Genomic DNA, 17,362 nt, shown 5'->3' on the forward strand with positions numbered 1-17,362 from the left:
CACCCTGCCACCCCTTCCCCCCGTCTCTTCCAGAACGACAGATGGGAGCCCTCGCATGCGCCTCGCCGCACGCGCGCACTCCGTATCCGGATCCAAGACCTCCGGCACCCGCAACAAGGCCGAAGCCCTCCGGGCCCAGGGCGTCGACATCGTCAACTTCGCTGCGGGAGAGCTGGACTTCGCCCCGCCCGCCGACGTCCTGCGCGCCCTGCACGCGGCCACGGACGCGGACACCCACCGCTACACCGACACCGCGGGGCTGCCCGCCCTGCGCACGGCCCTGGCCGAGCGGATCACCCGGCTGTCCGGGGTGCCGTACGCGGCGCAGGAGGTGATCGTGACCACCGGGGCCAAGCACGGTCTGCACCTCGCCGCGCTGGCCCTGCTCGACCCGGGCGACCAGGCGCTGGTCCCCAACCCGGGCTGGGGCACCTTCGCCGCGCAGATCCGCATTGCGGGCGGTGAACCCGTGCCGGTGGAGACGTCCGACACCGGGTTCGTGCCGGACGTGGACCGGCTGGAGGCCCTGCGGACGCCGCGCACCCGCCTGCTGGTCCTCAACACCCCGAACAATCCGACCGGCGCGGTCTGCCCGCCCGAGCAGCTGGCCCGCATCGCCGCCTGGGCGGTCGCCCACCGCGTGTGGATCGTCTTCGACGAGTGCTACGGCGAACTCGTCCTGCCCGGTGCGGCCCACGCCCACCCCGCGGCGCTGGTGCCTCAGGCCCGCGACCTCACCGTCGGCATCGGCTCGTTCTCCAAGAGCTTCGCCGTCACCGGCTGGCGCGCGGGCCATGTGCACGGCCCGCGTCCGCTGATCGACACGCTGAAGAACCTGCAGAGCCACACCGCGTCGAACGTCACCAGTGTCGTCCAGCACGCGCTGCTGCCGGCGGCCCGGGGCGAACTGGACGGTTTCACGGAGCACGTCCGCGAGGTGCTGGCCCGGCGGCATGCACTGGTCGGCGAAGCCCTCACCACCATCGACCACATCCGGCCCGCCACCACTCCCCAGGGTGCCTTCTACTACTTCCTGGACGTCCGTGACGTGATCGGCCGCAAGCTCGGCGGCGTCCCCGTCCCGGACACCGACACCCTCACCGGTGTCCTCATGGAGCAGGCGCACATCGCGCTGACCCCGGGCACGGCCTTCGGCACCGAGGGCTTCGTGCGGTTGTCGTACGCGATCGCCGAGGACCGCATCGACGCGGGCCTCGCCTCGCTGCGGGAGGTGATGACCGGTGTCGAGTGAGCCCGCCGCGGCCGGCCGCCGTCCGCTGGTCCTGTACTTCGGCGCCGTGCAGCGCCCCGAGTTCTACGCCGGCCTGCTGGAGGCAGGGGTGGCACTGGGTGTGCTGCGGGACACCGACAGCGTGCACACGCTGGAGCCCGAGGAGTTCGAGGTCGTCGAGCACCTGCGGTTCGCCGACGGCGCGGACGCGGTCGTACGCCGGATCGAGGAGATCGGCCGGACCTGGCGGATCGACTCGGTGCTGAACGTCGACGAGACCCTGGTGCCGCTGTGGGCGGAGGTGTGCGCGCGGCTCGGGCTGGCCGCGATGAGCCGCGAGGCGGCGGCCGCGGTGCGCAGCAAGAGTGTGATGCGGCGCAGGTTCGCCGAGCACATCGGGGAGCACGCCTCCGCCCGCTCGGCCGTGGTGACGAGCGAGGAGCAGGCGCTGGCCTTCGCCGCCGGCACCGGCTATCCGGTGGTGCTCAAGCCCGGCAACCTGTGGGGCAGTTATTTCGTCTCGCGGTGCGAGAACGCCGCCGAGCTGGCCACCGCCCACCGCGAACTGGCCGCCACGCTCCCGGAGTTCAGTGCGGGACAGCGCATCGGCGACACACCGGTGGAGATCCTGGTCGAGGAGTTCCTGACCGGCACCAACCACTCCGTGGAGTGCCTGGTGCTCGGCGAACAGGTGTGGACGACACCGGTCGTGGACGTCGTCACCGGTACCGACCTGGGCGGCACCGACTTCCACCACTTCGCCCGTGTCACCGCCACCCGCCTCACGCCCGGCGAACGCGAGCGGATGCGCGCCCTGGCCGCGGACGCGGTCCGTGCCCTCGGCATCCGGCGCGGTCTCGCCCATGTCGAGTTCGTGCACGGCCCCGACGGTCCCCGGCTGATCGAGGCGGCCGGCCGCCCCGGTGCCAACCGTGCCCCGCTGCTGCGCGAGGCGTACGGCATCAATCTGATCGCTGGCTACCGGGACGTGCTGCGCGGCGTGGAACCGGACGTGGAGCCGGTGCGCGACGGGGCCGCCGCGGTCGTCACACCGTATCCGGAGCGAGCCGGGACGCTGGTCGCCTATCACGGCCTGGACCGGATCCGCGCCCTGCCCGCCACCGCCCAGGTCGATGTGTACAAACACCCCGGCGACCTGGTCCGGCCCCGCCACGAGGGTGCCGCCTCCCCGCTGCGGATCGAGCTGCGCGCCGACTCGCCCGAGCTGCTGCTGGCGGACCTGGACCGGCTGACGGCCCTGAGCGAGGACCTTTTCGTGCTGGAACCGGCGGCGGCTCCAGAGGCGGCGCTGTGAGCGGCCGGCACGTCGTCTTCCTGGAGAGCAACCTCACCGGCAGCGGGTACGAGGCCATCGCCGCCGCGCGCCGCGCCGGCCACCGGGTCACCTTCCTCACCCGGGATCTGTCGCTGTACCTGGCTCCGGGTCATGAACGCCTGGACCTCGGTCTGGTCGACGAGGTCGTCACCTGCGAGACCAACGATCCGGCCGCCGTCGTGGCCGCCGTACGGGGCCTGGCGCACCCGGCGGACGCGATCGTGGCCGTCGGCGAGTGGCACATGATCAGCGGCGCCGAGGCCTCGCGCGCGCTCGGGCTGCCCGGTCCCGACCCCGCGGGGGTCCGCGCGGCCCGCGACAAGTCACGGACCCGCCGGCTGTGCGCGGACGCGGGCGTGCCGGTGCCGGGGTTCGCCCGTGTCGGGACGCCGGAGGAGGTGCACGGCGCGGACCTCGCGTACCCCTGCGTGGTCAAGCCGCTCGACGACGGCGGCAGCAACGGCGTACGCCTGTGCCGCGACGCGGACGAGGCTGCCGACCATGTGCGGCTGCTGCTGAAGGAGACCCACAACGAGCGCGGCCAGCGCAAGATCCCGGCGGCGCTCGTCGAGGAGTACGTCGACGGACCCGAGGTCAGCGTCGAGGCGCTGGTGCGCGGCGGCGAGGTGTCCGTCCTCGCCGTCACCCGCAAGGAGCTGGGCGAGCTGCCGTACTTCTGCGAGACCGGCCACCACGTGCCGGCCGCGCTCGGCTCCGGCCTCGACGAGGCATGCGCGGACGTGGCCGCCGCCGCGCTGCGGGCCGTCGGTTTCGACTTCGGCGCCGCCCACGTCGAACTGCGGCTGGCCGCCGACGGCCCGCGCCTCATCGAGATCAACTGCCGTCCCGCGGGCGACCGGATCACCCAACTCGTGGCGCTCGGCACGGGCGTGGACATCCCCGCCGAGCTGGTCACGATGTACCTGACTCCCGGGGACGCGCACCCACTGCCCGCGCCCGGGCACCACCGGGCCGCTGCCATCGCCTTCCTCCCCGCGGTCGAGGGCGTGGTCACGGCGGTCACGGGCGCCGACGAGGCGGCCCGGCTGCCCGGGGTCCTCGACGTCGGTGTCTACGTCGGGCCCGGCGCCCGGGTGCGGCCCCTGCCCAACAACACCGCCCGCTACGGGCACGTGGTCGCCGTCGCCCCGACCGGTCCGGAGGCGCTGCGGCGGGCGCGGGCGGCGGCGGACGCCGTGACGGTGACCACCGCGCGGGCCTGAAGTCCTGTTCACCCCCACCACTCGCACACCAAGGAGCACCGCCATGCTCGGATCCACCCGTCATCCCTCCTTCCGCTCGGTCCTCGCCGCACGCCGTGCCGCCGGGGGCGCGGTGCGGGTCGCCGGCGCGCATGACGCGCTGGGCGGCCGGCTCGCCGAGTCCGCCGGCTTCGACGCCGTCTGGGCGTCCAGCCTGGAGGTGTCCGCGGCACGCTGCCTGCCGGACGCCAGCGTGCTGACGATGACCGAGTACCTCCAGGCCGCGGCGAACACCCAGAAGGCCATCGGCATCCCCGTCGTCGCCGACGTGGACACCGGCTACGGCAACAACCTGAACGTGGCGCACATGGTCCGCGAGTACGAGGCGGCCGGGATCACCGCGGTCGCCATCGAGGACAAGCAGTTCCCGAAGATGAACAGCTTCGTCGCCACCTCCCACACCCTCCTCGACACCGAGACGTTCTGCTCCAAGCTGCGCGTCGCCAAGCAGGCCCAGCGCACCGAGGACTTCTTCGTCATCGCCCGTACCGAGGCGCTGATCGACGGCCTCGGCGTCGAGGTCGCCCTGGAGCGCTGCCACGCCTATGTGGACGCGGGCGCCGACGCCGTGCTGGTCCACTCGAAGATGCCGACCAACGAGCAGGTGCTCGCCTTCCTCGCCGAGTGGCGGGACCGCGCGCCGGTGGTGGTCGTCCCGACCACCTACCCCGACTGGCACATCGACGACGCCGCCAAGGCCGGCGTGTCCACGGTGATCTACGCAAACCAGGGCCTGCGCGCCACCATCCGGGCGCTGCGTGAGACCTACGGCACGATCCTCGACCGGGGCGCGACCACCGAACTGGAGGGCCGCATCGCCTCCGTGAAGGACATCTTCTCGCTGCAGCGGCTGGCCGACTGGCAGGAGCTGGAGTCGGCGTGAGAGCACCGCACCCGGGAGCGGCCGTCGTACGGCAGCCGCTCCCGCCCGTGTTCTGGCTGCTGTTCGCCGGGACGCTCCTGAACCGGCTGGGCATCCTCGTCCCGGCGTTCCTCTCCCTGTACCTGGCCGCCGGGGCGGGGCTGTCCGCCGGCACCATCGGGGTGCTGGTCGGCCTGTGGGGTGCGGGGTCCGTGGCGGGGTCCCTCGCGGGCGGTGCGCTGGCCGACCGGATCGGGCCCCGGGCGGCGGTGCTGTGCTCGCAGGCGGTCTCGCTGGCCGCCTCCCTCGCCCTGGCCGGCACCCGGCGCACCGGCCTCCTGGCCGCGGTCGTGCTGCTGTCCGGATGCGCGTCCACGCTGCACAAGCCGGCCGGTGCGGTCGTGGTCGCCCGGGCCCTGCCCGAGTCAGGCCATGTGCGCGCCTTCGGACTGCTCTACTGGGCCTCCAACATCGGCGCCGCGATCTCGCCCGCGGTCTCCGGCGTCCTGCTCGAACGCGGTGCCGGCTGGCTGATCGTGCTCAACATCACGACCGCCCTGTGCTACAGCGCGGTGGCGCTGCGCCTGCCCGGGCGGGGGCCGGGCGCCCCGGGCGGCAGCGGTGCCGTACACGGCCTGCTGTCCCCCTTCCGCTCCGGACCGGTCGCGCGCTTCCTGTGCCTGTCCTTCTGCCTGGCCCTGATCTACCTGCAGAAGCAGTCGACACTGCCGCTGGAGATGGCGGCGCACGGGCTGAGTCCGCACGCCTACGGCCTGGTCGTCTCCCTCAACGGACTGCTGATCATCGTCCTGCAGCCCGTCGTGTCCCGGCTGGCCGGACGGATCGGCATGGACGCCCAGTTCGTCCTCGCCGGACTGCTGGTGGCGCTCGGGTTCGGCGCCAACGCCGTGGCCGGGGCCGCATGGTCGTACGCCGCCGCACTCACCGTGTGGACGCTGGGCGAGATCCTGCTGGTGCCGCAGGCGTCGGCGTTCCTGGTCCGGCACGCGCCCGAGGGCCGGGCGGGCGCCTACCAGGGCGCGTACCAGTTCGTGTGGAACCTCGGCCTGGTGCTCGGCGCGCCGCTGGGCATGACGGTGCGTCAGGCCTACGGCGGGGACACATTGTGGACGGCGTGCCTGGTGCTCGGGACCGGGGTGGTGGTGCTCTACGCGGTGTACGCGGCCCGGGCGCGGGCGGATCAGCCGACGGTGGACAGCGAGGCGGCGTGAACCGAGGTGTGCTCCGGGTCCTCCGGGGGCTCGTCCGGCACATGCGCTTCCAGCAGGCCGGACTTGGCGATCAGGTAGCCGAGCTGTGCCCGGCTGCGGCTGCCGAGCCGGTCCGAGAGCCGGGCGATGTAGGCCTGGCAGCGCCGGATGCTGATGCCGAGCTGCTGGGCGGTCACGGCGTCCTTGTCGCCGGCGACCACGTGCCGCAGGATCGCCAGCTCCATCTCGTCGGTGATCCGCGCCGTCGCCCGGTCCCGGCCCGGCGGGGTGAAGGGGACGGCGCGGAGCCAGGACCGTTCGAAGACCACCGCGAGGAAGGAGACGACCGCCGGGATGCGCACCTCGACGGCCACCGAGCGGTCTTCGGTGCCCGGAATGAAGGCCACCTTGCGGTCGAAGATGATCAGCCGGTCGAAGTTCTCGTCCAGGGTGCGCACTTCCGCGCCGTGCTCCTCGATGGCCCGTACGTACGCCTGGGTGGCGGGGCCGGAGCGCGCGTTGTGCTGGTAGATCGTCTTCATCCGGGCGCCGCGCCTGAGCATGTCGAGCGTCGGGGGAAGTGCGGTGGCGAGTACCTCGGCGGAGCGCGGTCCACCCGGTTGCGAGGTGAGGATCTCCTCGTGGCACTCGCGGGTGGCGATCTCGATGGCGGCGTTGATGTGGGGCAGCCCCGAGTGCACCTTGTACCCGCCCGAGTCCCGCTGGCGCAGGTAGGCGTCCACCGCCGGGGCCAGTGTCTCCTGGTCGCGCAGCAGGCGCCCGATCATCTCCTGCGCCTCGTCGAGGACGCCCTTCGCCCGCAGGCCGCCGACGCGGGCGGGGTTCACGGCGGCGTAGGTGACGGGGTGGCGGCCCTCACCGGCCTCGCCGCTCTCGTGCAGCAGCCCGATCGCGACCAGCCTGCGCACCGCTTCCGGCGGCGCTCCGTCGGCCGGCCCGGGCAGTCGGGGCAGCAGGGAGACGTAGACCTCGACGTCCTCCGGCTCCAGTAAGCCCCCGCCCCGCGCGACCCTCAACTCGCCCCGTTCCGTCACGATTCCCCCGAGCTGCGGCAACGTTGTCCACGATCTTCGCTGTCTTCAAATGTAACCACCGCAACCACTGTTCACACCTCACAGGCCTGTGACGGGCGTCTCCTGCCGCTACGGTGGCCGCAGCGCGGACGGCGGCAGCAAACCGCGACCCACGAGCGGATGACGGCGGCATTCCCCGGCATGATGTTGCCTTGCGGGCCGCGAACGGCCCGCAAGGTAGCGCGTGGCGAGCCGAGAGAGGAACATGAAAACGACGTTGGGACAGGTCGGACGGCCTGCCGAAAGTGCGGTGTGAGGCGATGCACATTGTCATCATGGGCTGCGGACGAGTGGGCTCCGCTCTGGCCCAGACCCTGGAGCAACAGGGCCACACGGTCGCCGTGATCGACCAGGACCCCACCGCCTTCCGCCGGCTGGGCCCGGGCTTCGGGGGCCGCCGGGTCACCGGGGTCGGCTTCGACCAGGACACGCTGCGCGAGGCGGGCATCGAGGAGGCCGGGGCCTTCGCCGCCGTCTCCAGCGGTGACAACTCCAACATCATCTCCGCGCGCGTGGCCCGCGAGATGTTCGGCGTGGAGAACGTGGCCGCGCGCATCTACGACCCGCGCCGTGCCGAGGTCTACCAGCGTCTGGGCATCCCCACCGTGGCCACGGTGCGCTGGACCGCCGACCAGATGCTGCGCCGCCTGCTGCCCTCGGGCGCCGAGCCGCTGTGGCGCGACCCCACCGGGGGCGTCCAGCTCGCCGAGGTGCACGCCTCCGCGAAGTGGGTCGGTCACAAGATCAGCAAGCTGCAGGAGGAGACGGGCGTCCGCGTGGCGTTCCTGACCCGTCTGGGGGAGGCGATCCTGCCGACCTCGCAGACGGTGCTGCAGGAGGGCGACCTCGTGCACGTGATGATGCGGACGGACGAGGTCGAGAAGATCGAGGCGGCGTTCGCCCAGGGACCGGAAGAGGAGGGCGGTCACTGATGAGGGTCGCCATTGCCGGAGCCGGCGCCGTCGGCCGCTCGATCGCGGGCGAGCTGCTGGAGAACGGCCACGAGGTCCTGCTCGTCGACAAGGCCCCGACCGCCATCTCGGTGGAGCGGGTGCCCCAGGCGGAGTGGCTGCTGGCCGACGCCTGCGAGATCACGTCCCTGGACGAGGCGGCGCTGCAGCGCTGCAACGTCGTCATCGCCGCGACCGGCGACGACAAGGTCAACCTGGTCGTCTCGCTGCTCGCCAAGACGGAGTACGGCGTCCCGCGGGTCGTCGCCCGCGTCAACAATCCGAAGAACGAGTGGCTGTTCAACGAGGCCTGGGGCGTGGACGTGGCCGTCTCCACCCCGCGCCTGATGTCCGCCCTGGTCGAGGAGGCGGTCTCGGTCGGCGACCTGGTCCGCCTGCTCCGCTTCAGCCACGGCGACGCCAACCTCGTCGAGCTGACATTGCCCGAGGAGTCGGCCCTGGCCGGCACCCAGGTCGGTGACGTCGAGTGGCCCGAGGACACCTCGCTGGTCACGATCATCCGCGGCACCCGCGTGCTGACCCCGTCCAAGGAGGACTCCCTGGAGGCGGGCGACGAGCTGCTGTTCGTGGCCGCCCAGGCCCGGGAGGAGCAGCTGGAGGAGCTGTTGTCGGTGCGGCGGGAAGAGGCCTGACCGCCACATCGAGAAGGGCGCCCTCTCCCCGAGGGCGCCCTTCTTCGTCGTACGACGGCCGACCAGCCGCCGGACACCCCCTAGCCCTCCCGGCGGTGCCTGCCGCCGGCGGCCTCGGCAGCGGCCTTCCTCTCCTCGGCCGCCTTCTCCTCCGCCTCCATCTCCGCGAACACGTCGATCGGCGCGGGCGCCTTCGCCAGGAAGACCCAGGTGAGCCACACCGCCAGCAGGAACGGCGGGATCTTCAGGGCGACCAGGACCCAGCCGAGCCTGGTGGTGTCGGACCACCAGTAGAGCGGGAAGAGGATCGCGCACTTGGCGAGCAGGATCAGGCCCCAGGCCCAGCTGGCCTTCGCGTAGGCCTTCTTGCGGCCGGGGTTGCGGGTGCGCCAGGAGAGGTTCTCCTTGAAGACCGGGCCGAGGATGAGGCCGATCAGGGGCACCCCGGCGAGGGTCGTGACGATGTACGCCAGCGCCAGGCCCAGCGTGTAGAGCATGCCGGGCAGGTAGAAGTCCTTGGCGTTGCCGGTGAACATCGCGAAGACCACGCCGAAGGCCACGCCGAACACGCCGCTGAAGGCGTGCTTGACGGTGTCCTTCATCGCGAGCCGGACCACGACCAGGACCAGGGAGACGATCAGCGCCGCGATCGCCGACACATGCAGGTCCTTGCTGACCGTGAAGATCGCGACGAAGAGCAGGCCCGGCACGACCGTCTCGACCATGCCGCGGACACCGCCGAACGCCTCGAACAACGCGGCCTCGGTCACCGCGCGGGCGTCGCCGGTCTCGTCGGGGGGATTGTGGTCGGTGCTTTCGGTCGGCTTGTCGAGGGACGTCACCGGCTACTCCCGTCCGAGGGGTCGCAGTTCGTACTTCGGGTTGAAAAGCACCCGGCGGCCCCGGCTCATCGAGATCCGGCCCGATGCGATCAGCTTGCGCCCCGGTTCTATGCCCACGATGGAACGCCTGCCGAGCCACACCACGTCCAGCGCGGCGGAGCCGTCGAACAGCTCGGCCTCCAGGGCCGGGACCCCGGCGCGTGGTCGCAAGGTGACCGTGCGCAAGGTACCAGTTACGGTGACGATCTGCCGGTCGTGGCAGTCACCGATCTTCGTGCAGCCCGCCGTCTCGGCGTCTTCGCGCAGCTCCTCGGACTCCAGGTCCTCCTGTGAGGAGGAGAGCCGGTCGAGCATGCGCCGGAACCGGCCGGCCGGCTTTTCGGAACGAGGAACAGCACTCATACCTGAAGCGTACCGGGGCCCACCGACGGCACCGTAGCGCAGCTCACTTCTCGAAGCGGTATCCCATGCCGGGCTCGGTGACGAAGTGCTTCGGGTGCGAGGGGTCCGTCTCCAGCTTCCTGCGCAGCTGGGCCATGTATACGCGCAGGTAGTTCGTCTCGGTCCCGTACGAGGGCCCCCACACCTCCTGCAGCAGCTGCTTCTGGCTGACCAGGCGCCCGGTGTTGCGGACCAGCACCTCCAGCAGGTGCCACTCGGTCGGGGTGAGGCGGACGTCCCTGCCGGCCCGGTTGACCTTCTTGGCGGCCAGGTCGACGGTGAAGCCCTCGGTCTCCACGGTCGTCAGGTCGTCCTCGCCGGCCCCGACCGGCTCGGCCCGGCGTACGGCGGCCCGCAGCCGGGCCAGCAGCTCGTCCATGCCGAAGGGCTTGGTGACGTAGTCGTCGGCGCCCGCGTCCAGCGCCTCGACCTTCTCGTCGGAGGAGTGCCGGGCGGACAGGACCAGGATGGGCACGCGGGTCCAGCCCCGCAGGCCCTTGATCACCTCGACGCCGTCCATGTCGGGCAGACCCAGGTCCAGCACGACCACGTCGGGGTGCCGGGAGGCGGCGAGTTCGAGCGCCGTACGGCCGTCGGGGGCCGCGTCGACCTCGTACTTGCGCGCCTTGAGGTTGATCACGAGGGCGCGCACGATCTGCGGCTCGTCGTCGACCACGAGCACCCGGGTCGTCATAGGGTCTGCCTTTCTGGTTCTGCGAGGTCCTCCCCCGTGGGAGATCCTGCGAGGTCCGCGCCCGCCTCCAGGGGCTCCGGACCCGGTCGTGCGGCCCGCAGGCTCAGGACCATGGTGAGGCCCCCGCCCGGCGTGTCCTCGGCGTTGAGGGTGCCGCCCATGGCCTCCGCGAAGCCCCGGGCGACCGCGAGGCCGAGCCCGACCCCGGCGCCGCGCGGGGCGTCACCGTACCGCTGGAAGGGCTCGAAGATACGGTCCTTGGCCTCGTCCGGCACGCCCGGCCCGCGGTCCACCACCCGCACCTCCACCCGGTCCGCCATGGCGCTCGCGGAGACCAGCACCGGGCGCCCGCGCGGGCTGTACTTGACGGCGTTCTCCACCAGGTTGGCCACGGACCGCTCCAGCAGCCCGGGGTCGACCTCGACCATCGGCAGCGTCTCGGGCACGTCCAGTGCGACGCTGTCCTCGGGTACGCCGCCCAGGGCCATGGGGACCACTTCGTCCACGTCGATCTCGCGGATCAGCGGGGTGACCGTACCGGTCTGCAGGCGGGACATGTCGAGGAGGTTGCCGACGAGGTGGTCGAGCCGGTCGGCGCCCTCCTCGATGCCCTTCAGCAACTCCGCCCGGTCCTCCTCGGACCAGGCCACGTCGTCGGAGCGCAGACTCGACACCGCGGCCTTGATGCCGGCCAAGGGCGTGCGCAGGTCGTGGCTGACAGCGGCCAGCAGGGCGGTGCGGATGCGGTTGCCCTCGGCGAGGGTGCGGGCCTGGTCGGCCTCCTCCTGCAGCCGCCGGCGGTCCAGGACGACGGCCGCCTGCGCGGCGAAGGCGGCGAGCACCCGGCGGTCCTCGGCGGGCAGCACCCGGCCGGTGAGCGCGAGCGCCATGTGGTCGCCGACGGGCATGTCGACGTCGGCGTCCTCGGGCCGCTCCAGCGCCCGCCCGAACCCGGCGCGCCCGGCGCAGGTCCACGGCTCGACGTCGCTCGCCCGCTCCAGCAGCGCGGCCGACTCCATCGCGAAGGTCTCCCGGACCCGCTCCAGCAGCTCCTCCAGGCTGGTCTCGCCGCGCAGCACGTTCCCGGCGAGGAAGGAGAGGATCTCCGACTCGGCGCGCAGCCGGGCGGCCTGGTGGGTGCGGCGGGCGGCGAGGTCCACCACCGAGGCGACCGACATGCCGACTCCGAAGAAGATCGCGATGGCGACGATGTTCTTGGGATCGGCGATGGTCAGCCGGTGCAGCGGCGGGGTGTAGAAGTAGTTCAGCAGCAGCGAGCCGAAGGCCGCCGAGGCCAGCGCGGGCAGCAGGCCGCCGAGCAGCGCCGCCGCGACGGTGACCGCCAGGAACAGCAGCATGTCGTTGGCGAGGCCGAGGTCGATGGTGTTCAGCAGCACCGCGAGGACCGCGGGGCCCACCAGACCCACCGCCCAGCCCCAGAGGATCCGGGCCCGCCCGAGCCGTGCGCCGCGGGCCACGGGCAGTCCGCGGCCCTTGGCGACCTCCTCGTGGGTGACGATGTGGACGTCGAGGTCGGGACCGGAGTCCCGGGCCACCGTGGCGCCGACGCCGGGTCCGAAGACGTACTGCCAGACCTTGCGGCGTGAGGAGCCCAGCACGATCTGGGTGGCGTTGACACCGCGCGCGAAGGCCAGCAGCGCGGCCGGTATGTCGTCCCCGACGACATGGTGGAAGGTGCCGCCGAGGTCCTCCACGAGGGTGCGCTGGACGGCCAGCTCCTTCGGGGAGGCCGCGGTCAGACCGTCGCTGCGCGCTATGTAGACGGCGAGCACCTCACCGCCGGCGCCCTTCTCGGCGAGCCGCGCGGCCCGGCGGATCAGGGTGCGCCCCTCGGGGCCGCCGGTCAGCCCGACCACGATCCGCTCGCGCGATCCCCAGATCCTGGAGACCCGGTGTTCGCTGCGGTACTCGTTCAGGTACTCGTCGACCCGGTCGGCCACCCACAGCAGCGCCAGCTCGCGCAGGGCGGTGAGGTTGCCGGGGCGGAAGTAGTTGGACAGGGCCGCGTCGACCTTGTCGGGCTGGTAGATGTTGCCGTGGGCCATACGGCGGCGCAGGGCCTGGGGCGACATGTCGACCAGCTCGATCTGGTCGGCGCGCCGTACCACCTCGTCCGGAACGGTCTCGCGCTGCCGCACCCCGGTGATCGACTCCACGACGTCGCCGAGTGATTCCAGGTGCTGGATGTTGACGGTGGAGACGACGTCGATGCCGGCGGCGAGCAGTTCCTCCACGTCCTGCCAGCGCTTGGCGTTGCGGGAGCCGGGGATGTTGGTGTGGGCGAGTTCGTCGACCAGGGCGACGGCGGGCGCCCGGCGCAGCACGGCGTCGACGTCCATCTCGCCGAAGACGGTGTCCCGGTACTCCAGCCGCCTGCGCGGCACCTGCTCCAGGCCGTGCAGCAGCACCTCGGTGCGCGGCCGGCCGTGGTGCTCGACGAAGCCCACGACACAGTCGGTGCCCCGCTCCACCCGGCGATGCGCCTCGGAGAGCATGGCGTAGGTTTTGCCCACGCCCGGTGCCGCGCCGAGGTAGATCCGAAGCTTGCCGCGTGCCATGGCTCCATTGTCTTCCGGTGACTGCTGCCTACGCAGCGTCGACCTTACGGCCAACCATCACGGCAAACGGGACAGGAGGGCGGGCCGGGGGCAACTTTGACGCAACCCTGATGACCACCTTGTTCACGCACGACGAACCCGCACTCGGCAACGGAGGACCCCCAAGGGCGAGACCCCGCAAAAAAGCGGGCCGCGCCCCTCGAAGGCACGGCCCGTGAACCCGATGGGCTATCGAACTTCCGTGATCTCCGGCCCCCGCTGCAACTGCCCCATACCCCCGGAGAAGCGCGAGCCCTCCTCCTGCTGGACCCCTTCGGGGACCATCTGCGCGTCGTTGGGCAGCTTGAGGACGATCGGGTCACGAGGCGCCATCGGCCCCTCACCGCGCACCACGACCGTGTCCCGGAAGATCTGCTCCAGCAGCCCCGCGGCCTGCGGCTGCACCGCGCCCTGCCCGGAGATCACACCGCGCAGGAACCAGCGCGGACCGTCCACGCCGACGAACCGCACGACCTGGAAACCGCCCGTGCCGTCCGGCAGCTGCACCGGCACCTGCGCCCGCAGCTCCCACCCCAGCGGCCCCTCGACCTCGTCGACGATGCCACCCTGCTGGGTGATACCGGCCCCGATCTCCTCGCGGACCTCGCCCCAGATGCCCTCACGCTTGGGCGCGGCGAAGGCCTGGAGCTGGATGGCGCTGTCACGCAGCACGACGGTCGCGGCGACGATCGCGTCACCGGCGACCTCGACCCGCAGCTCCATGCCGTCGACGCCCGGGATGAACAGCCCGCCGAGGTCCACGCGGCCCTCGCCCGGGTCGCGCACCTCGCTGCTGTCCCACGGCCCGTCGGGCCGCGGCCCGGGCTCCAGCCGGACGCGCTCGCGCTCGGCCTCTGCTTCCTCGTCCGCCTCGGTGTCGACGTTGTCGACGACCTGCTCGGCCTCGCCGGCCGCGTCCTCGGCGGCACCCTTCTTCTTGCGACGTCCGAACACGTCACTGTCCTTCCCGGTCGGATACGACCGAAGCGTATCGATTCCCACCCGTCGGACCGCCCTCGGCGGCCTGACCGCTTGTGCCGCTCTCGCCGCCCACCGCGGCATGGCCACCGGTGGACCCGAAGCCCCCTTCGGCCCGCGCCGAGCCGGGAAGTTCCGCGACCTCCTGGAAGCGGACCCTCTCGACCTGCTGGACGACCAGTTGGGCAATCCGGTCGAAGCGCTCGAACCGCACGCTCGCGCGCGGATCGAGATTCACCACGATCACCTTGATCTCCCCACGGTACCCGGCATCCACCGTCCCCGGGGCATTCACGAGGGCGACACCGCAGCGGGCGGCGAGGCCGGAGCGCGGATGCACGAAGGCGGCGTACCCCTCGGGCAGGGCGATCGACACGCCCGTGGGCAGCACCGCCCGCTCCCCGGGCTCCAGCTCGCACGCCTCGGTGGTCCGCAGATCCGCCCCGGCGTCCCCGGGGTGCTCGTACGCCGGAAGCGGTACGTCGGGGTCGATGCGCCGGAGCTGCACGTTCAGGGGACGGCGGCTCACGGGTTCACCTCGAAGGCGCGGGCGCGCCGGACCTGGTCGGGGTCGCTCATGGCGGCCTGGATCTCCTCCTCGCGGCCGTGGTCGATGAAGTGGTCGACCTTGACCTCGATGAAGAGGGCGTCGGCGCGGACGGCGACGGGCCCGTCGGGGCCGCCGATGCGTCCGGTGGCGGTGGAGTAGATCTTCCGCCCGGCGACGGCGGTGACCTCGGCCTCCAGGTACAGCGTGGTGCCCACCGGGACCGGCCGTACGAAGTCGGTCTCCAGCCGGCCGGTGACGGCGATGGTCCGCAGCAGCCAGTTCAGCGAGCCGAGGGTCTCGTCCAGGGCCGACGCCAGCACGCCGCCGTGCGCGAGGCCGGGGGCGCCCTGGTGGGCGGGCTGGACGGTGAACTCGGCGGTCAGCGAGACATCGTCACCGGCGCGAGCCTCCAGGTGCAGGCCGTGCGGCTGCCCGGGGCCGCAGCCGAAACAGTGTTCGTAGTGGGCACCGAGGAGTTCCCCGGGCGCGGGCGCGTCGGGGTGCCGTACCGGTTTCACCGCGTCGGCGGGGGGCTGAAGGCTTGCGGAACTACCACTCACAGCCGCAGACCTTACCCGCGCGTCGGGGATATCAGGATCCCGTGCCAAGCTTGGCCCCATGCAGCTCTCCGCCACCCCCTACGAAGAACGCCTCACCGCCCCCCGCTCATGGTGGCTGATCAGCCTTCTCGTGGGTGTCTCGTTCGCCCTGATCCTGCTCCCGTTCGGCACCCTGCCGCTGCTCGGCGGTCTGGTCGGCGGTACGGCGGCCGCGGCGGTGGTGGCCAGTGCCTACGGCTCGCCGCGCATCCGTGTGGTGGGCGACTCGCTGATCGCGGGGGAGGCGAAGATCCCGGTGTCGGCGCTGGGCGAGTCGGAGGTGCTGGACGCGGAGGAGGCCCGCGCCTGGCGGACGTACAAGGCCGACACCCGCGCCTTCCTGCTGCTGCGCGCCTACATCCCGACGGCCCTGCGCGTCGAGGTCACGGACCCCGAGGACCCGACGCCGTACCTGTACCTGTCGACGCGGGAGCCGGAGAAGCTGGCGGCGGCGATCGAGGCGGCCCGGAAGTCCGGCGCCCAGAGCCCGCGACGCCGGGATGATCCGAACGACACCCCCTAGAGCTCTTCCGGAAGATCGCGCAGCTTCAGCGGGTCCGCCGGCTTCTCCAGCGGGGGAAGCTCCGCCAGCTCCTCCCACGGCACCTGGATCTTGCGCAGGTCGGCCCGGATGCGGGCGGCGAGTCTCTTGGTGTCCCTGCGGTTCATGACCGCCCCGACCGCGGCGCCCACCATGAACGGCATGAGGTTGGGCAGGTCCCGGACCATCCGCTTCATGATCTGCTGGCGCAGTTCGCGCTTCATGCGGCCGCCGAGGGCCACGTCGTACGTCGACGGCTTCATCACGTCGATCCCGCGCTCCCCCGACCAGGAGGACAGATACGCGGTACTGCGGGTCTTCAGGTTCCCGGGCGGTCGTACGCCGTAGACCTCGTGCAGTTCGGCGATGAGCTTCACCTCGATCGCGGCGACCCCGGTGATCTCAGCGGCCAGCTCGGTCGGCATGGCCGGCGGTACCGGCAGCATCGCCGCCGCTCCGATCCCGGCGCCGATCGTGGAGGTGCCGGCCGCCGCGCCCGCCACGAGCTTGTCGGCGAGTTCTTCGGGGCCGAGCTCCGGGAACTGCCGACGCAGGGTCGCGAGGTCGCGTACGGGGATACGCGGGGCGATCTCGATGATCCGGTCCGCGAGGTACGCCAGGCCCGCGCGGGCGCGGCTGCCGCCCCTGCGGGCCCCTTCCCGGGCCAGGTCCCGGGCCTTGTCGCGCATCACCGCGGCCCGTCGCCGTGCGACGGGCGCGGGCTGCCGCACCGGCGCCGGGTGGTCAGCCCGGTCGGTCGCCGGTTCGAGCGGGGCCACCACTCCCGGTGAGCCCCGCTCGTCGTCACGCGCGCCGTGCGGGCCGTCGGACGGCCCTTCGTCCGCTTTCCCGAGGGAGAAGCGGCGCTTCCGTGGAGGGGTCGAGCCAGTCACGGCCGACCCGACCTCAGTCGCAGTCGCGGCAGATCGGCTGGCCGTTCTTCTCACGGGCCAGCTGGCTGCGGTGGTGCACCAGGAAGCAGCTCATGCAGGTGAACTCGTCCTGCTGCTTCGGCAGGACCCGGACGGCCAGCTCCTCGTTCGAGAGGTCGGCGCCGGGCAGTTCGAGGCCCTCGGCGGCCTCGAACTCGTCGACGTCCACCGACGAGGTGGACTTGTCGTTCCGCCGGGCCTTCAGCTCTTCGAGACTGTCCGAGTCGACGTCGTCATCGGTCTTGCGTGGAGTGTCGTAATCGGTTGCCATATCGCTCTCCCCCTCTGGGTGTCTGCGGTGTCTCCAGCGCACGTAACGCGTGAGAGGCCGGACTTGTGCCCGACCTGAGGCGGAGATTTTGCCTCACATCAAGGTCTGTTACTCAATCGACACCCAACCCGACCCCTCAAGAGTGATCGGCTTGGATGGCGGTGAGGACCGTACACGGTTCGAATGCCGCACCTCAAAGGCGCCTCACCGTGTACTTCCCGTGATCAAGAGCCCTGAAAACCAGGACTTTCCCGGCTTTCTGCCATCTGTCATGATCACGGAGCGTACATGGCCGGA

General features: G+C 71.9%; 18 protein-coding genes. 8 read left to right on the top strand and 10 right to left on the bottom strand.

Going from position 1 to position 17,362, the window contains the following annotated elements; genetic code table 11:
• The first annotated feature begins 55 nt into the window (after positions 1-55).
• The 5 genes from ACZ41I_RS31435 to ACZ41I_RS31455 are packed head-to-tail and all read left to right on the top strand — an operon-like array spanning position 56 to position 5,923.
• The gene (locus tag ACZ41I_RS31435) at positions 56-1,252 is read left to right on the top strand and encodes an aminotransferase class I/II-fold pyridoxal phosphate-dependent enzyme (protein ID WP_363215092.1); all 1,197 of its coding nucleotides are present in this window, start codon (positions 56-58) and stop codon (positions 1,250-1,252) included.
• The gene (locus ACZ41I_RS31440; protein WP_468515652.1) at positions 1,242-2,546 is read left to right on the top strand and encodes an ATP-grasp domain-containing protein; all 1,305 of its coding nucleotides are present in this window, start codon (positions 1,242-1,244) and stop codon (positions 2,544-2,546) included. Before ACZ41I_RS31435 ends, ACZ41I_RS31440 begins: the two co-directional genes overlap by 11 nt.
• Positions 2,543-3,790: an ATP-grasp domain-containing protein gene (locus ACZ41I_RS31445; RefSeq protein ID WP_468515653.1), complete on the top strand. Its 1,248-nt coding sequence runs from the start codon at positions 2,543-2,545 to the stop codon at positions 3,788-3,790. Before ACZ41I_RS31440 ends, ACZ41I_RS31445 begins: the two co-directional genes overlap by 4 nt.
• Positions 3,791-3,833: 43 nt before the next feature.
• Entirely contained in the window at positions 3,834-4,712 is an 879-nt protein-coding gene (locus tag ACZ41I_RS31450; protein WP_468515654.1) for an isocitrate lyase/phosphoenolpyruvate mutase family protein, read from the top strand.
• Positions 4,709-5,923 carry an MFS transporter gene (locus ACZ41I_RS31455; RefSeq protein WP_363215088.1) on the top strand — a complete coding sequence of 405 codons (1,215 nt, stop codon included), beginning with the start codon at positions 4,709-4,711 and terminating at the stop codon, positions 5,921-5,923. The genes ACZ41I_RS31450 and ACZ41I_RS31455 overlap by 4 nt, the downstream gene beginning before the upstream one ends.
• Here the strand turns inward: ACZ41I_RS31455 and ACZ41I_RS31460 are convergent.
• Positions 5,893-6,957 (bottom strand): LuxR family transcriptional regulator, encoded by a 1,065-nt coding sequence (locus ACZ41I_RS31460; RefSeq protein ID WP_399772317.1) that lies wholly within the window; start codon positions 6,955-6,957, stop codon positions 5,893-5,895. The two genes, ACZ41I_RS31455 and ACZ41I_RS31460, sit on opposite strands and share 31 nt — an antisense overlap.
• A 299-nt stretch (positions 6,958-7,256) precedes the next feature.
• Between ACZ41I_RS31460 and ACZ41I_RS31465 the strand changes: the two genes are divergently transcribed.
• Together ACZ41I_RS31465 and ACZ41I_RS31470 are read left to right on the top strand one after the other, a co-directional pair.
• Positions 7,257-7,928, top strand: coding sequence for a potassium channel family protein (locus tag ACZ41I_RS31465; RefSeq protein WP_363215086.1), 672 nt, complete (start codon positions 7,257-7,259; stop codon positions 7,926-7,928).
• Complete coding sequence (locus tag ACZ41I_RS31470; protein ID WP_363215085.1) at positions 7,928-8,599, top strand: potassium channel family protein; 672 nt, start codon at positions 7,928-7,930, stop codon at positions 8,597-8,599. The genes ACZ41I_RS31465 and ACZ41I_RS31470 overlap by 1 nt, the downstream gene beginning before the upstream one ends.
• 80 nt (positions 8,600-8,679) lie before the next feature.
• On the opposite strand, the gene ACZ41I_RS31475 is transcribed toward ACZ41I_RS31470, so the two are convergent.
• The 7 genes from ACZ41I_RS31475 to ACZ41I_RS31505 form a co-directional block, all read right to left on the bottom strand.
• Positions 8,680-9,441 carry a DUF3159 domain-containing protein gene (locus ACZ41I_RS31475; protein ID WP_399772320.1) on the bottom strand — a complete coding sequence of 254 codons (762 nt, stop codon included), beginning with the start codon at positions 9,439-9,441 and terminating at the stop codon, positions 8,680-8,682.
• A gap of 3 nt (positions 9,442-9,444) precedes the next feature.
• Positions 9,445-9,843, bottom strand: a complete 399-nt coding sequence (locus tag ACZ41I_RS31480) for an OB-fold nucleic acid binding domain-containing protein (RefSeq protein WP_076095565.1) — start codon at positions 9,841-9,843, stop codon at positions 9,445-9,447.
• Between the two features lie 43 nt (positions 9,844-9,886).
• Positions 9,887-10,576 carry a response regulator gene (locus ACZ41I_RS31485; RefSeq protein ID WP_363215083.1) on the bottom strand — a complete coding sequence of 230 codons (690 nt, stop codon included), beginning with the start codon at positions 10,574-10,576 and terminating at the stop codon, positions 9,887-9,889.
• Complete coding sequence (locus ACZ41I_RS31490) at positions 10,573-13,155, bottom strand: ATP-binding protein (protein WP_468515655.1); 2,583 nt, start codon at positions 13,153-13,155, stop codon at positions 10,573-10,575. Before ACZ41I_RS31490 ends, ACZ41I_RS31485 begins: the two co-directional genes overlap by 4 nt.
• 228 nt (positions 13,156-13,383) lie before the next feature.
• Positions 13,384-14,148, bottom strand: coding sequence for a DUF3710 domain-containing protein (locus ACZ41I_RS31495; RefSeq protein ID WP_363215081.1), 765 nt, complete (start codon positions 14,146-14,148; stop codon positions 13,384-13,386).
• Position 14,149: 1 nt separating this feature from the next.
• The gene (gene dut / locus ACZ41I_RS31500) at positions 14,150-14,701 is read right to left on the bottom strand and encodes a dUTP diphosphatase (RefSeq protein ID WP_363215080.1); all 552 of its coding nucleotides are present in this window, start codon (positions 14,699-14,701) and stop codon (positions 14,150-14,152) included.
• A complete protein-coding gene (locus ACZ41I_RS31505) occupies positions 14,698-15,282 on the bottom strand; it encodes a PaaI family thioesterase (protein ID WP_363215079.1) in 585 nt (194 codons plus the stop codon). Before ACZ41I_RS31505 ends, dut begins: the two co-directional genes overlap by 4 nt.
• 58 nt (positions 15,283-15,340) lie before the next feature.
• Between ACZ41I_RS31505 and ACZ41I_RS31510 the strand changes: the two genes are divergently transcribed.
• The gene (locus ACZ41I_RS31510) at positions 15,341-15,844 is read left to right on the top strand and encodes a DUF3093 domain-containing protein (protein ID WP_468515656.1); all 504 of its coding nucleotides are present in this window, start codon (positions 15,341-15,343) and stop codon (positions 15,842-15,844) included.
• Here the strand turns inward: ACZ41I_RS31510 and ACZ41I_RS31515 are convergent.
• Together ACZ41I_RS31515 and ACZ41I_RS31520 are read right to left on the bottom strand one after the other, a co-directional pair.
• Entirely contained in the window at positions 15,841-16,755 is a 915-nt protein-coding gene (locus ACZ41I_RS31515; protein WP_399772326.1) for a hypothetical protein, read from the bottom strand. The genes ACZ41I_RS31510 and ACZ41I_RS31515 overlap by 4 nt on opposite strands.
• A gap of 13 nt (positions 16,756-16,768) precedes the next feature.
• Positions 16,769-17,065, bottom strand: coding sequence for a DUF4193 domain-containing protein (locus ACZ41I_RS31520; protein ID WP_003997302.1), 297 nt, complete (start codon positions 17,063-17,065; stop codon positions 16,769-16,771).
• Positions 17,066-17,362: the final 297 nt, after the last annotated feature.

The organism is Streptomyces sp. NPDC030799, assembly GCF_055572255.1.

Bases quoted from the DNA above. Each gene is read 5' to 3' on its own strand.
- ACZ41I_RS31465 (WP_363215086.1), top strand. From the start codon at position 7,257: ATGCACATTGTCATCATGGGCTGCGGACGAGTGGGCTCCGCTCTGGCC.
- ACZ41I_RS31450 (WP_468515654.1), top strand. From the start codon at position 3,834: ATGCTCGGATCCACCCGTCATCCCTCCTTCCGCTCGGTCCTCGCCGCA.
- ACZ41I_RS31490 (WP_468515655.1), bottom strand. From the start codon at position 13,155: ATGGCACGCGGCAAGCTTCGGATCTACCTCGGCGCGGCACCGGGCGTG.
- ACZ41I_RS31485 (WP_363215083.1), bottom strand. From the start codon at position 10,576: ATGACGACCCGGGTGCTCGTGGTCGACGACGAGCCGCAGATCGTGCGC.
- ACZ41I_RS31510 (WP_468515656.1), top strand. From the start codon at position 15,341: ATGCAGCTCTCCGCCACCCCCTACGAAGAACGCCTCACCGCCCCCCGC.
- ACZ41I_RS31435 (WP_363215092.1), top strand. From the start codon at position 56: ATGCGCCTCGCCGCACGCGCGCACTCCGTATCCGGATCCAAGACCTCC.
- ACZ41I_RS31520 (WP_003997302.1), bottom strand. From the start codon at position 17,065: ATGGCAACCGATTACGACACTCCACGCAAGACCGATGACGACGTCGAC.
- ACZ41I_RS31470 (WP_363215085.1), top strand. From the start codon at position 7,928: ATGAGGGTCGCCATTGCCGGAGCCGGCGCCGTCGGCCGCTCGATCGCG.
- ACZ41I_RS31480 (WP_076095565.1), bottom strand. From the start codon at position 9,843: ATGAGTGCTGTTCCTCGTTCCGAAAAGCCGGCCGGCCGGTTCCGGCGC.